Raw genomic sequence first — 12,817 nt, 5'->3', positions numbered from 1 at the left:
GCCGTGTCCGGTCGGTCGCCTGTCGTGTCCGGCCGGGCTTTCCGCCGTGTGCGGTCGGCCTCCCGTGGTGCGTGCCCTGGGCTCGCGCCGTGTGCGGTTGGTCTCCCGCACTGCGCGTGCCCCGGAGCCCACCACGTGCGCCCCGGAAAGCCCCCCACGCCTCCCGGAACGCCCCGCGATCCCCCACAGGCCCCCGTGGGTCACACGTACCGCAGCTCCGCCGGCCGCACCGACCGCCGCAGCAGCGGCAGCGAGGTGGCCGCGGCCAGCAGGCAGGCGCCGTAGACCACCAGCGGGACCAGCAGCGCCATGTACGGGAACGGCCAGCCTCCGCCCCCGGCCAGCCCGGCGTAACCGCCGCCGATGACCATGCCTCCGGTGCCGGCCGGCAGCACGGCGGGAGCCAGCGGCAGGGCGGTCTCCAGGAGCAGCGCGCGGCCGAGGACGTCGTACGGCACCCCGGCGGCGACCTGGGCGGCCAGCCCTCGGCGGCGGGTGGCGAGGGACTCGGCCGTGCCGACGGCGAGGCCGGAGAGAGTGATCGCGAGGGCGACCAGGATCGCGGCGCCGGCGAGGTTGATGCCGGTGGTGTAGAAGGACAGGTCCGCGGCGAGATGCTCGCGTCTGTTCAGGTCGGCGAGCATGGCCTCCCGGACACCGACGAAACCGGTGCCGACCACCGTCACCAGGAGAACCGCCGCGTGTGTACGGGCCGCCGACCACGGGTCGTCGCGCAGGCGCTCCGCGGCGATCAGCACCGCCGGGCGCTGCGCGCGCGGCGCGAGCAGCCGGCCGGTGAGCCGGGACGCCGCGCCGGTCAGCCACACCGCGCCCATGCCGGTGAGCACCACCACGGCGAACACCGTCAGCGGGGCCGTGGCGAAGCTGTCGCGCCAGCCCGGCACCAGCAGCAGCCCCGCCATCAGCAGCACCAGCGCCGCCGCCAGGAACGCCAAGCCCGGGCCCTCGCCCGTGCGCGGCCTCACCCGCCGTACCCAGCCCAGCGGCGACGCCACCACCCGGCGCAGCGCTACCGCGCTCACCAGCGCCCCCAGCACGGGCACGGTCACCGCGACCAGCGCGATGCCGATCCAGGTCATGACCGACGCGTTGGGCCACAACCCCAGCAGGAGCAGTACGGAGAACAGCGTGGCCAGCGCCGAGCCCACCAGGCACGTGAGCCCCGCCTCCAGCGCGGCGATCCGCCGCACCTGCCCCGCCGCGGCCCCCGCCAGCCGTAGCGCGGCCAGCCGCCGGTCGCGGTGGACGGCGCCGATGCGGGCGCACTGGCCGAGGAAGCCGAGCACGGGGATCAGCAGGAGAAGGAGGGTGAGGACGATTCCGGAGCGCTCTCCGGGGTTGTTCAGCAGGCCGCTCGCGATGGTCGAGTCGTTGTGGCCGCGCAGCGAGGCGACCGCGACCGCCGCCAGCGCGAAGCCCGTCGCGAGCGCCGCCCCGAGCGCCGTGAGCGCCACCCGCCACCACTCGCGCCGGTCGGAGCCACGGATCAGCAGCCATGCCAGCCGGATGTCGGACCTCACGCGGTCACCTCCGCCGAGGACGAGGACGAGGACACGGCGCCGTCGTGCAACTGCACCTCACGGTCCGCGTACGCCGCCACCTGCGCGTCATGCGTGATCAGCAGCACCGCCGTACCCGCCTCCCGGGCCGTGTGCACCAGCGCCGTCATCACCTGCTCGCTCGCCAGCGAGTCCAGTGCCCCCGTCGGCTCGTCCGCGAAGACGATCTTCGGTTCGGTCACCAGGGCCCGCGCCAGCGACACCCGCTGCGCCTGGCCGCCGCTCAGCTCGCCCGGCCGCAGCGCCCTCTGCGCCTGTACGCCGAACCGCTCCAGCCAGTCAGCGGCCCGCTCCCGGGCGTCCTCTCGCGGGACCCCCGCGAGCAGCAGCGGCAACGCCACGTTGTCGAGCGCGATCAGCTCCGGGATCAGTTGCCCGAACTGGAAGACGACACCGAAGTCGGTCCGCCGCAGCTCGCTCAGCCGCTTCTCGGGCAGCTGGTCGAGGCGGTCGCCGCCGTACACCACCGCCCCCTCGTCCGGCCGTACGATCCCCGCCAGGCAGTGCAGCAAGGTGGACTTGCCGCTGCCACTCGCCCCCGTGACGGCGAGGATCTCGCCCGCGCCCAGCTCCACCGAGGCGCCGCGCAGCGCCTGTGTCCTGCCATGGGCCTTGGCAAGATCCCGGGCCGCGAGAAGCGGCAGCTTGTTGCCGTCGGTGCTGCTCATGCTGCGTCGACCTCCGCGGTCAGAGTGATGAGCCGGGCCGCGGTGGTGTTCATCCAGCGGAGGTCGGCGTCGAGATGGTTGAGGGCGTAGTCCGCCGAGAGCAGGGTCGCGAGATCGGAGCCGGGCGCGGTCTTGAGCGCCGTGAGCTCCCGCATTCGCCCCATGTGTGCGGTGCGCTGTGCCTGGAGGTAGCCGGCCGGGTCGCCGCCGGACAGGATCGAGACGACGACCTTGGCGAAGATCTCGTTCGTCACGAACGGCGCGGGCGGCGCGATCTCCCCGGCCCACTTGGCCAGCTCACGCGCGCCGTCGTTCGTCGAGCGGTACATCGTCCGCTCCGGACCACCGTCCGAGTCCGTCCCCTCGACCTCCGCGAGCCCGTCGCGGACCAGCCGTTGCAGGGTCGTGTAGACCTGTCCGTAGGCCAGCGGGCGGGCCTGCGGAAATCGTTCGTCGTGCCGTCGCTTCAGGTCGTAGCCATGGCTCGGCCCTCCGGCGAGCAGCCCCAACAGAATGTGGCGGGTGCTCATGCGAGCCATTATGTACTCGGTACATGTACTGAGTGAATAGTCGCCTCGAAAGTCTCCGCTCCGGTGGGCCGCGCCGGTCGACGGCGGCAGAAGGGGGTAGAAGGAGTAGAGGGGGAAGGAGGGGTATGCGTCGCTGGGGTGTGTGAAAAACCACGTTGCCCGCCCCCGTACGTCTGCGGCGGCGCCCACTGGGTAGGGCTGCCCTGACCCGCACAGGCCGTACGACGACAAGGAGACCCCCGTGGCCGCACTGGCACACATTCCGACCCCGGCCCGCTCCAAACGCCCGGCGGAGCCGTCCGCCGAACCCCAGTTCTGCGTCTTCAGCGCGGAGAGCACCTTCGCCGAACCACCGCTGACCAGCGAACCTCCGCTGCCGGAGGCCGAGCCACTCACCAGCGAGCCCCCGCTTGCCGACACCGCGCACCTGACCAGCGAACCCACCGTCGGAAACATCGCCCCGGGAGTCTGAATGCCACCACCGGCGGATCCCACCGCGGACGCGTCGCCGCTGTCCCGGCTCGCCGCACTGCACGGGGTCGCCACTTCCTACAGCCCCTCCCCGGACCGCACGGTCGCGGCCTCCGACGCCGCGGTCGTCGCGGCCCTTGCGGCCCTGGACGTCGACGCGAGCACCCCCGACGCCGTACGGGCCGCCCTCGCCACACGCGAACAGGAGCTCGGGGAACGGCTGTTGCCGCCGACCGTCGTGTGCTGGGGCGGCACGGCGCCCACCGCACTGGCCGGGCTCCCGGACGGCACCCGCCTGCGCATCGAGACCGAACAGGGCGAACTCCGCTCCGCCGCCGACCACTTGCCCCCCGGTATCCACGCGCTGCGCGCCACCGCCCCCGACGGCCGCACCGCCGACGCCCGCCTCGTCGTGGCCCCGCCCCGGCTGCCCGCGCCGCCCGGACGCGCGTACGGAATCCTCGTCCAGCTCTACTCCCTTCTCTCCCACCGCAGTTGGGGCATGGGCGACCTCGGTGACCTCACCGAACTCACCGCCTGGGCCGGCCGCGCCCTCGGCGCCGGATTCGTCCAGGTCAACCCGCTCCACGCGGCCGTACCCGGCGCCCCCACCGACCCCTCCCCGTACCGCCCCTCCTCCCGCCGCTTCCCGGACCCCGTCCACCTGCGCGTCGAGGACATCCCCGAGTTCGCGTACGTCGACGACCGGGACCGAGTCCGTACGCTGCTGGAGCGGGCGTCCCGGCTGCGGGAATCCGTGCTCCGCAAGGGCGAGTTGATCGACCGCGACGCGGTGTGGGAGCTGAAGCGCGAGGCCCTGGAGCTGGTGCGCGAGGTGCCCCTCGGGCCCGGGCGGCGGGCCGCGTACTGCGACTTCCTCGCCGAGCAGGGCGAGGCCCTGGAGGACCACGCCACCTGGTGCGCGCTCGCGGAGGTGTACGGCTCCGAGTGGCAGACGTGGCCCGCCGGACTGCGTGACCCGCGCTCGCCCGAAACCGCCCGTGCGCGCGGGGAGTTGATGGACCGCGTCGACTTCCACAGCCGCCTCGCCTGGCTGACGGACGCCCAGCTCGCCACCGCGCAACGGTCCGCGCGCGACGCCGGGATGCCGGTCGGGCTCGTGCACGACCTGGCGGTGGGTGTGCATCCGGGCGGGGCGGACGCGTGGGCGCAGCAGGAGTACTTCGCGGCGGGCATGTCGGTGGGGGCGCCCCCGGACGCCTTCAACGCCCGCGGCCAGGACTGGGGGCTCCCGCCCTGGCGCCCGGACCGGCTGGCCGAGTCCGGCTACGCCCCGTACCGCCGCCTGCTCCGCGCGCTGTTCCGGTACGCGGGCGCCCTGCGCATCGACCACGTCATGGGACTCTTCCGGCTGTGGTGGGTGCCGCAGGGGCAGCCGCCGACGGAGGGCACGTACGTCCGCTACGACGCCGAGGCGATGCTCGCGATCCTGGTGCTGGAGGCCTCGCGGGCCGGGGCCCTGGTGATAGGGGAGGACCTCGGGACGGTCGAGCCGGGGGTGCGCGAGGTGCTGAACGGGCGTGGAGTGCTGGGTACGTCGGTGCTGTGGTTCGAGCGGGACTGGGAGGGGACCGGGCAGCCGTTGCCGCCGGAGCGCTGGCGCGCCGACTGCTTGGCCACGGCCACGACCCACGACCTGCCGTCCACCGGCTCCCGGCTGACCGGCGACCACGTCGAACTCCGCGACCGGCTCGGCTTGCTGACCCGCCCGTTGGAGGAGGAGCGCGCCGAGGCGGCGGCGGAGGTGGGGGAGTGGCTGGCGCTGCTGGCCCGGCTGGGGCTGCTCCAGGGGGCCGGGGGCTCGTTCGTCACCGAGGAGCAGGAGATCCAGGCGGTCCACCGCTTCCTGCTGCGCACCCCGGCCCGCATGATCGGCCTCTGGCTCCCCGACGCCGTCGGCGACCGCCGCCCGCAGAACCTGCCCGGCACCTGGGACCAGTACCCGAACTGGCGCCTCCCCATCGCCGACGCCGACGCCCGCCCGGTGACCCTGGAGGACCTGGCGGCCTCACCCCGGCTGCACGCGCTGGTGGATGTGCTGCGGGGGCGTGGGGGTGGGGGCGCCGGTGGAGGCGGGAGCGCCGGTGGAGGCGAGGGTGTCGGGCGTGGCGGGGACGGCGAGGATGGTGGGGACGGCGGGGACGGTGGGGGTGGCGGGGACGGTGGGTGTGGAAGCTGAGGCTCCGATTCTGTTCGTACGGCACCCCGGGCGCGCGGGCCGATCGGGGGTTCGCTACGTTTGCATCGTGGACAAGAAGAACGCCCTGCGCGCCGGCACCCTGGCAGCCGGTACGACGCTGATGATGCTGCTCATGTCGTCCCCCGCGCTCGCGCTGACGCCCGACGACGGCGACGACCCCGCGCCCAAGCTGAGCGTCATCGAGACGCTGGGCCTCTACGTCGCGGCGCCGATCGGGCTGTTCGTGGTGATCGCCGGCCTGGTCATGCTCCTGGACGGGTCGACGGACCGGCAGCCGAAGGCAAGGGCCAGGGCGAAGGCGTAGCTTTCCGTACTTTCCGTTGAGGGCACCTTCCGCGCACGTCGGCGCGGCGGGTGCCCTTGGCGTGTGCGCTGCCCGGCCGGGGTGTAGGTTCGCGTTTCGCGTGTCCTTTTCTCGTTGACGGTGGCCCTTGTCCGGCCCAAGGGGCAACGCGGTGAGACGCGCGCTTGTCCTGTCGCATTGAAGCCGTCGGATTCTCACCCGCTCTCGTTCAACTGGACACCTAGAACGCGGACAGCTGCCGGGGCCGGAGTCCTTCACCCCGCAGCGCGACGACGGTGGACTGCGCGCACGCAGCTGGCAGAGCCACAACTTCCCCGCCCCTGAAGAGGAGTTGACCGTTAGGGTGGCCCGGACTCGGCCCCGGACCGCCCGCCCTCCGTGGGGCGACACCCGGGACCGAGTACATATACGGGCCATCACCGGCTCGGTGATGGCCCAGGAGAAGGAGGAGATCGCGAGATGGAGAGGTTCACGCCGCGCTTCCAAGGCCGGCCGTGGGTCGACGGAATGGAGGTCGCCCACGCCTACCTGCTGCCGCGCAACGGCATCGACGATGAACTGCTGGCACTCGCGCACGTGTAGGCCCGCATTTCCGATGTCCCTTTCGGGGACGACGGACGCTTATCCGCTGCGACTCCGGCGGCGGCACCCATGAATTCGTGGCCTGGCTCGCCCAGCGCGGACGCTGGCTGTCCTACTCAGTCGGCATGGTGATCACCGAGGCCATCCATCAGCAGGTCCTGAAGATCCCCGCATCGGCCTGGTCACCGGCCGTCGAGACCAGCGGCGAAGTCCGTGACGGGGCCTGGGTCGCCGAGCTCACCGGCGACATCCTCATCGGGTGGCCGAAGTGCCTGCGGCTGATCGTCCGCGAGGAACGGCCGCATCCCGGAGCCCAGTTGAGGATCACGGATGCGGACGGCATGCGCATCACCTGCTTCGCCACCAACACCCCCGACCGGCCGATCGCCGACCTTGAGCTTCGTCACCGGCTGCGGGCCCGCGCGGAGGACCGCATCCGGGCCGCACGTTCGACCGGCATGCGCAACCTCCCCCTGCACGACACCGCGCAGAACGGGGTCTGGCTGGAGATCGTCCAGATTGCTCTCGACCTGCTGGCCTGGATGCCCATGCTCGCCCTGACCGGCAGAGCCCGGCTCTGGGAACCGCGCCGTCTGCGGTTCCGCCTGTTCTCCGCGGCCGGCCAGCTCGTCACCACCGGCCGGCGCCGCATCCTCCGCCTCGCCCACCACTGGCCCTGGACCCGCGAGATCACAGACGCCCTCGAATGGCTCGCACTCCTGCCGAACCCCGGCTGACCAGCGGACTTGCCTGTCCCTACGAGAAGAGGATCCAACCCGGAGCAGTGGAACCCGGCGTCCGCCCGAGACGACACCCGGGCCCTCGGCCTGCCCGCCCCCGGCCACCGACAACGAAATGGGCCCCCGACTCAGCCGGCGGCCCATCACGAAAGATCGAGGTTAGACGTGGATGCTCATGGGATCCCCTTGAGCGAAGACAATCTCGAGACGGACCCGCGTGAATCGCCAGCCGTCCTCGGTTCGCCGGGCGGCGACGTGAAGCTTGCCACCGCCGTCCTCGTGCTTCATCGGCTCCGCCGCATTCGGGAGGTGATACGCGACGCCGTAGGCCACGCCCCTTGCCTCGTCCCCATCGATGTCGACGTAAATCTGCCCAATGTGATGATACGTCACCTCATAGGCGCGCCCCAGAGTATTTTTGGCGGTGTCGACAATCGCCTGCCGACCACGATGAATCTGCCCGCCCAGCTCAAGCACAACGTCGTCGGTGCACAGCGCAGATAGGGCGTCGAAATTCGCTTCGTCGAGCGCTCGGTAATACGCCTGAACAAGATCCCGAACTTCCGACTCGTCAATCAGGCGCTGCAAAGCCACTTCACTCACCGGCCGTCTCCCATATCGCAAGATTCATGCCATCACTCTTTGCATGATCATACTCCTGATGACGTTGGCCAGCGCTGTTGCTCTTGTCACCAAGAGCTATCTTGACGTCGTCGGGTCGCCTGTGGACACACCACAATGCCGCGCTACTCAATTCTTGAGCGCATTCACCACGTTGCGCGCGTGCGCAGGTTCGCTCGCTCCGCCCTGCCCAACGAAGTCACGAACGGCCCGCACGACGCGGTCGCCTCCGCCTCCCGCCCGCCGGTTCACCAAGGTGCCAGCCTGTCGAAAGTGTTGCGGGTGCCGGGGCAAGGCGGTGTTCGCGTCTTCGCGGCGATCGCCGTTATCTCGAGCTCGCCGATCAGGAAGGGCCTTGACCTGGGCGGCCAGGTCAAGGCCACTGTCTTCGACCTGGCCGCCTGGCGTCTTCGAGGCCCGGTCAGCACGGGCCGATCGTTATTGCAGAGCGGCACGGTGCCCTGGGTTCGGGGCCGTGGCGGTTTGGGCCAACACTTGGGAGGACCTGGAGACGATCCCACGGCACGGTGTAAATGGGGTCCTGCATCCGTGTAGTCCGCTGCTTCCTCGACGACCGGTGCAGGGACAAGATCGTGAGACAGGACGCCGTGGCCCGCAAATGAGACGTACCGAGAATGCGCAGGTCGCCACAACGGAATGGGACATTCCAATTGAGGCCCTACAGGGGGCCTGGCCGGTTCCGACCGGGGAGCCCGGTCGCCGCGGGCACGGCCTTCACGCGGGGTACGGCTCCGGATAGGGCGCCGTCAGGTAGCGCTGGAGGGTCGGGCCCAGCCAGGCCACGATTTCCTCCGGGGTCAGTGCGACGGCGGGCGGGAATCTGAGGACGTAGCGCGTGAGGGCCATGCCCAGGACCTGTGAGGCGCTGAGTGCGGCGCGGGTGGCGGCCTGCTCGGGGTCGGGGCAGACCCGTCGGGCGAGCGGGAAGAGCTGGTCGCGGAAGATCCCCTGCATGCGCTCGGCGCCGACCTGGTTGGTGACACCGACGCGGAGCATCGCGGTGAGCACCTCGTTCTGCTCCCAGAGGTCGAGGAAGTGGGTCACCAGGACGCGCCCCACCTCACGCGGATCGAACCCTTCCAGATCGGGCAGCCGTAGGTCGACGTCGAGCACGGCGGCGAACAGCCCCTCCTTGGAGCCGTAGTAGCGCATCACCATCGACGGGTCGATCTTGGCGTCCTTGGCGATCACGCGGATGGTGGCCCGGTCGTAGCCGTCCTCGGCGAACCGCTCGCGTGCCGCGGCGAGGATCGCGCTCCGGGTCGCGTCGGAGCGGCGGGGCGGTTTCGCGGCGGCTGGTGGTTGTGTGCCAGTCATGCCAACAAACGTAGGCCAACATGTGTTGACAGTCCAGCGGGGTCACCCTATGTTGTTGGCAAACGAGCGTTGGCCTACAGATGTTGACCAGCTCGCCACCGAGCACTTCCCCGCTCCGACCAAGTGCACCGGCACCCAGGAGGTCGTCATGAAAGGCACCACCCACTCCACCGCCGCACTCCGCAACGTCATCGTGGTCGGCTCCGGCCCTACCGGCCTGCTGCTGGCCGGTGACCTCGCCACCGTGGGCATCCCGGTCACCCTCGTCGAGAAGCGCCCGCACAAGATCAGCAACCTCTCCCGCGCCTTCGCCGTCCACGCCCGCACCCTGGAGCAGCTCGACGCCCGAGGCCTCGCCGACGAACTGGAGGCCAAGGGGCAGCCCCTCGACCGCATCCGGCTCTTCGCCCGGCTGACCGTACGGCTCGACTCGCTCCCCTCCCGCTTCAACCACCTGCTCGTGATCCCCCAGTACGAGGTGGAGAAAGTGCTGGAGCGGCGGGCCGTCGAGGCGGGCGTGCGGTTCGCGTACGAGACCGAGGTGACCGGCGTCCGGCAGGGCGCGGACGCGGTGACCGTCGAGGTCCGGGGCCCGCGGGGCGAGGAGTCACTGCGCGCCGCGTACGTCGTCGGCACCGACGGGCACCGCAGCGCCGTACGCGAGGCGATGGGGCTGCCCTTCCCCGGCAAGTCGGTGATCCGGTCCGTCGTCCTCGCGGACGTGCGGCTCGACGAGGAGCCCGAGACGCTGCTGAGGGCCGACGCCGTCGGCGACGCCTTCGCCTTCATCGCCCCCTTCGGCGACGGCTACTACCGCGTCATCGGCTGGCACCGCGGCCGCGACGTCCCCGACAGCGAGCCGCTCGAACTCGACGAGGTCAAGGAGATCACCCGGCTCGCGCTCGGCCGCGACTACGGCATGCGCGACGCCCGCTGGATGTCCCGCTTCCACAGCGACGAGCGCCAGGCGCCCGTGTACCGGGTCGGCCGCGCCTTCCTCGCCGGGGACGCCGCGCACGTCCACACACCCGCCGGCGGCCAGGGCATGAACACCGGCCTCCAGGACGCGGCCAACCTCGGCTGGAAGCTCGCCGCGGTCCTCGGCGGCCACGCCGACCCCGCCCTGCTCGACACCTACCAGGCCGAACGCCACCCCGTCGGCAGGGCCGTCCTTCGCAGCAGCGGCGGCATCGTCCGGCTCGCCATGGCCAAGTACCCGTGGACCCTGGCGTTCCGCGCCGCTCTCACCACCTTCCTCAACCACGTCCGCCCGGCCCGCACCCGCATGACCGGGCAGCTCACCGGCATCGGGTACCGGTACCCGGCCCCCCGCGGCTCCCACAAGCTCGTCGGCACCCGGGCCCCGGACATCGCCCTCCGCGACGGCGGCCGCCTGTACGAGGCCCTGAGGGGCGGGCGCTTCGTGCTCATCACCCCCGAGACCTCCGAGACGTACGGCATCGGCGACCGCGAGGGCCACCTCGCCGTGGGGCAGTGGGCGAGCGACCGGCGCACGAGCGTGCTGGTCCGGCCCGACGGGTACGTGGCCTGGGCCGCGGAGAACGCGGACGGCGCGGCCGTCGAGGCGGCGACGGCCGACGTGATGGGCGGGCGCCGGCCTGCGGGTGTTGGCCGACGGGCGTAGATCAACCCGCGTTGGCCCACGAGTGTTGGCCCACCAGTGTTGGCCGACCCGGGTAGGCAAACCCGCGTTGGCCCACCCGCGTAGGCAAACGCCCACCCTCACGCCCCCGCCCCCGCCACCAATCGACGCAGCAGGTCGGCCAGTTGGCCGGCCTGTTCCTCGGTCAGGTGGGAGAGTGCCTCCGTCTGGACCGCCAGGCCGGCCGCGACCGCCTCGTCGGTCAGGTGCAGGCCCTCGTCCGTGAGGGTCACCTGGAGCCCCCGGCGGTCGTGCGGGTCGGGGGAGCGGCGGAGGAGACCGGCGCGTTCCAGTTTGTCGAGGCGGCCGGTCATGCCGCCGGTGGTGAGCATGAGGGTGGCGGAGAGTTGGCGGGGCGAGAGGGTGTACGGGGCGTCCGAGCGGCGCAGGGTCGCCAGGACGTCGAACTCCCCGCGTGAGATGCCGAACCGCGCGTACGCCTTCTCCATCCGGTCGCCGACTGCGCGTGAGAGCCGGGAGACGCGCCCGAAGACCTCCATCGCGGTGGTGTCGAGGTCGGGCCGGACGACCGCCCACTGCTCGATGATCGCGTCGACGGGGTCCTTCGGACGGCTCGAAGGACTCGAAGGATTCGAAGGGCCCGACGGGCTCGAACGGCTCGAAGGGCCCGACGGGCTCGTGGGGCTCGGGGTCATGGGACGAGTATCCGCAGTCGTTCGGTCGGCCGCAAGAAAGCTGCTTGACGGCTAGTTGCTTAATGCTAAGCTACTTTCAAGCAAGCTGTTAGTCATGCAGTGCGTGCGCCAGCAGGGCGCCCCCAGTCATCGACCCCGCCGTCGCGAAGGGCGTGCCCCATGGCCGCGAACCGCCTCACCCTCATAGCCCTCACCGCCCTCGCCCCCGTCTCCTGGGGCACCACCTACGCCGTGACCACCGAGTTCCTTCCGGCGGACCGGCCCCTGTTCACGGGACTCGTGCGTGCCCTGCCCGCCGGACTGTTGCTGCTCGCCCTCGCGCGCACGCTGCCGCGCGGTGTCTGGTGGGGGAAGGCGGCAGTGCTGGGTGCGCTGAACATCGGGGCGTTCTTCCCGCTGCTCTTCCTCTCCGCGTACCGGATGCCGGGCGGTATGGCGGCGGTGGTCGGCTCGGTCGGGCCGCTGTTCGTGGCGGGGCTGGCGGCCGTACTGCTCGGGGAGCGGCCGACCCCGCGCACCCTGCTCACCGGCATCGCGGCCGCGCTCGGCGTCAGCCTCGTCGTACTCAAGGCGGCGGGCGCGCTCGACGCCGTAGGCCTGCTCGCCGCCCTCGCCTCCACCGCCGCCATGTCCACCGGCACCGTGCTCACCAAGCGGTGGGGCCGCCCGGAGGGGGTCGGCCCACTGGCGCTCACCGGCTGGCAGCTGACCGCGGGCGGGCTGCTGATCGCCCCGGTCGCGCTGTTCGTCGAGGGGCCGCCGCCCGCGCTGGACGGGCGGGCGGTCGGCGGCTACCTCTACCTCGCGCTGGCGAACACGGCGGTCGCGTACTGGCTCTGGTTCCGCGGCATCGGTCGGCTCTCCGCGACCCAGGTCACCTTCCTCGGCCCGCTCTCCCCGCTGACCGCGGCCGTCGTCGGCTGGGCGGCGCTCGGCCAGGCGCTCACGCCGGTCCAGCTCCTCGGCATGGCGATCGCGTTCGGGGCGACGGCCCTCGGACAGCTCCGGCCGCGGCGTACCCGGCTCGCTCCCCAGCCGTTCAGGACGCCCGCCGCCGGTTGCGCCACCACGTCCGCGCCCACAACACATGGACCCCGCCGAGCGTGACGACGACGGCCGCCGCGTCCAGCGCCGCGTCCACCTTGGAGCGGACGATGTCCGGTTCACCTGTTTCTTGCGAGGATGCCCCGGCGTTCACGCCGGGGTGGGGGCACCTCCCGCTTGCGGGGGAGAATCGCATCCGGGCACTGCGGCGCGGAGCGTCGCCGTATCCGGTTTCAGGGCGCGGAGCGCCCGTACGGCTGTCCGGCACCGGAATGGTACGAACGTGCGTTCCTGTGATCACTGCCTGGGGTGGCGGCTGGACGATCGGAGCACGCGCGTGCGGCGGTCGTACGTACAGTCCTCTCGGAGGGGCCGGGATGCCACGGTATCCCGGTCGGG

12 protein-coding genes and 1 pseudogene are annotated in these 12,817 nt (G+C 71.8%); 7 read left to right on the top strand and 6 right to left on the bottom strand.

The genetic code is table 11. From position 1 onward, the window contains the following. Positions 1–200 precede the first annotated feature (200 nt). The 3 genes from ACWD3C_RS34965 to ACWD3C_RS34955 are packed head-to-tail and all read right to left on the bottom strand — an operon-like array spanning position 201 to position 2,778. Entirely contained in the window at positions 201–1,541 is a 1,341-nt protein-coding gene (locus ACWD3C_RS34965) for an ABC transporter permease (protein ID WP_451150305.1), read from the bottom strand. Next, positions 1,538–2,248: an ABC transporter ATP-binding protein gene (locus ACWD3C_RS34960; RefSeq protein WP_451150303.1), complete on the bottom strand. Its 711-nt coding sequence runs from the start codon at positions 2,246–2,248 to the stop codon at positions 1,538–1,540. Before ACWD3C_RS34960 ends, ACWD3C_RS34965 begins: the two co-directional genes overlap by 4 nt. Further along, entirely contained in the window at positions 2,245–2,778 is a 534-nt protein-coding gene (locus ACWD3C_RS34955) for a PadR family transcriptional regulator (protein WP_451150301.1), read from the bottom strand. Before ACWD3C_RS34955 ends, ACWD3C_RS34960 begins: the two co-directional genes overlap by 4 nt. Positions 2,779–3,019: 241 nt before the next feature. Here ACWD3C_RS34955 and ACWD3C_RS34950 point away from each other — a divergent pair, with 241 nt between their 5' ends. From ACWD3C_RS34950 to ACWD3C_RS34930, 5 genes and pseudogenes are all read left to right on the top strand, one after another. Next, positions 3,020–3,250 carry a hypothetical protein gene (locus ACWD3C_RS34950; protein WP_451150299.1) on the top strand — a complete coding sequence of 77 codons (231 nt, stop codon included), beginning with the start codon at positions 3,020–3,022 and terminating at the stop codon, positions 3,248–3,250. Continuing rightward, on the top strand, positions 3,251–5,449 hold the full coding sequence (gene malQ, locus ACWD3C_RS34945; RefSeq protein ID WP_451150297.1) for a 4-alpha-glucanotransferase: 2,199 nt from the start codon (positions 3,251–3,253) through the stop codon (positions 5,447–5,449). It abuts the gene before it with no gap. Between the two features lie 67 nt (positions 5,450–5,516). Beyond that, complete coding sequence (locus ACWD3C_RS34940) at positions 5,517–5,774, top strand: hypothetical protein (RefSeq protein ID WP_451150295.1); 258 nt, start codon at positions 5,517–5,519, stop codon at positions 5,772–5,774. A 459-nt stretch (positions 5,775–6,233) separates the two neighbouring features. Further along, a complete protein-coding gene (locus tag ACWD3C_RS34935; protein ID WP_451150293.1) occupies positions 6,234–6,356 on the top strand; it encodes a hypothetical protein in 123 nt (40 codons plus the stop codon). A gap of 14 nt (positions 6,357–6,370) precedes the next feature. Beyond that, positions 6,371–7,093 (top strand): annotated as a pseudogene (locus tag ACWD3C_RS34930) (transposase); the annotation flags it as partial. A gap of 162 nt (positions 7,094–7,255) precedes the next feature. Here the strand turns inward: ACWD3C_RS34930 and ACWD3C_RS34925 are convergent. Together ACWD3C_RS34925 and ACWD3C_RS34920 are read right to left on the bottom strand one after the other, a co-directional pair. Then, positions 7,256–7,699 (bottom strand): nuclear transport factor 2 family protein, encoded by a 444-nt coding sequence (locus ACWD3C_RS34925; RefSeq protein ID WP_451150291.1) that lies wholly within the window; start codon positions 7,697–7,699, stop codon positions 7,256–7,258. A gap of 753 nt (positions 7,700–8,452) precedes the next feature. Next, complete coding sequence (locus ACWD3C_RS34920; RefSeq protein ID WP_451150289.1) at positions 8,453–9,055, bottom strand: TetR/AcrR family transcriptional regulator; 603 nt, start codon at positions 9,053–9,055, stop codon at positions 8,453–8,455. Positions 9,056–9,203: 148 nt separating this feature from the next. On the opposite strand from ACWD3C_RS34920, the gene ACWD3C_RS34915 reads away from it, so the two are divergent. Next, a complete protein-coding gene (locus tag ACWD3C_RS34915; RefSeq protein ID WP_451150287.1) occupies positions 9,204–10,700 on the top strand; it encodes an FAD-dependent monooxygenase in 1,497 nt (498 codons plus the stop codon). Between the two features lie 98 nt (positions 10,701–10,798). Here the strand turns inward: ACWD3C_RS34915 and ACWD3C_RS34910 are convergent, their stop codons facing one another. Then, positions 10,799–11,374, bottom strand: a complete 576-nt coding sequence (locus tag ACWD3C_RS34910; RefSeq protein WP_451150285.1) for a MarR family winged helix-turn-helix transcriptional regulator — start codon at positions 11,372–11,374, stop codon at positions 10,799–10,801. A gap of 159 nt (positions 11,375–11,533) precedes the next feature. On the opposite strand from ACWD3C_RS34910, the gene ACWD3C_RS34905 reads away from it, so the two are divergent. After that, positions 11,534–12,481 (top strand): EamA family transporter, encoded by a 948-nt coding sequence (locus ACWD3C_RS34905; RefSeq protein ID WP_451150283.1) that lies wholly within the window; start codon positions 11,534–11,536, stop codon positions 12,479–12,481. The last annotated feature ends 336 nt before the right edge of the window (positions 12,482–12,817 follow it).

This window comes from Streptomyces sp. NPDC002845 (assembly GCF_053591955.1).
The sequence above is the reverse complement of the archived record's forward strand: the minus strand, read 5'-3'. Positions and strand labels throughout refer to the sequence as shown.

Excerpts from the sequence above, each read along its gene's own strand:
- ACWD3C_RS34960 (WP_451150303.1), bottom strand. The coding sequence starts at position 2,248 with ATGAGCAGCACCGACGGCAACAAGCTGCCGCTTCTCGCGGCCCGGGAT.
- ACWD3C_RS34955 (WP_451150301.1), bottom strand. The coding sequence starts at position 2,778 with ATGAGCACCCGCCACATTCTGTTGGGGCTGCTCGCCGGAGGGCCGAGC.
- malQ (WP_451150297.1), top strand. The coding sequence starts at position 3,251 with ATGCCACCACCGGCGGATCCCACCGCGGACGCGTCGCCGCTGTCCCGG.
- ACWD3C_RS34935 (WP_451150293.1), top strand. The coding sequence starts at position 6,234 with ATGGAGAGGTTCACGCCGCGCTTCCAAGGCCGGCCGTGGGTCGACGGA.
- ACWD3C_RS34920 (WP_451150289.1), bottom strand. The coding sequence starts at position 9,055 with ATGACTGGCACACAACCACCAGCCGCCGCGAAACCGCCCCGCCGCTCC.
- ACWD3C_RS34915 (WP_451150287.1), top strand. The coding sequence starts at position 9,204 with ATGAAAGGCACCACCCACTCCACCGCCGCACTCCGCAACGTCATCGTG.
- ACWD3C_RS34910 (WP_451150285.1), bottom strand. The coding sequence starts at position 11,374 with ATGACCCCGAGCCCCACGAGCCCGTCGGGCCCTTCGAGCCGTTCGAGC.
- ACWD3C_RS34905 (WP_451150283.1), top strand. The coding sequence starts at position 11,534 with ATGGCCGCGAACCGCCTCACCCTCATAGCCCTCACCGCCCTCGCCCCC.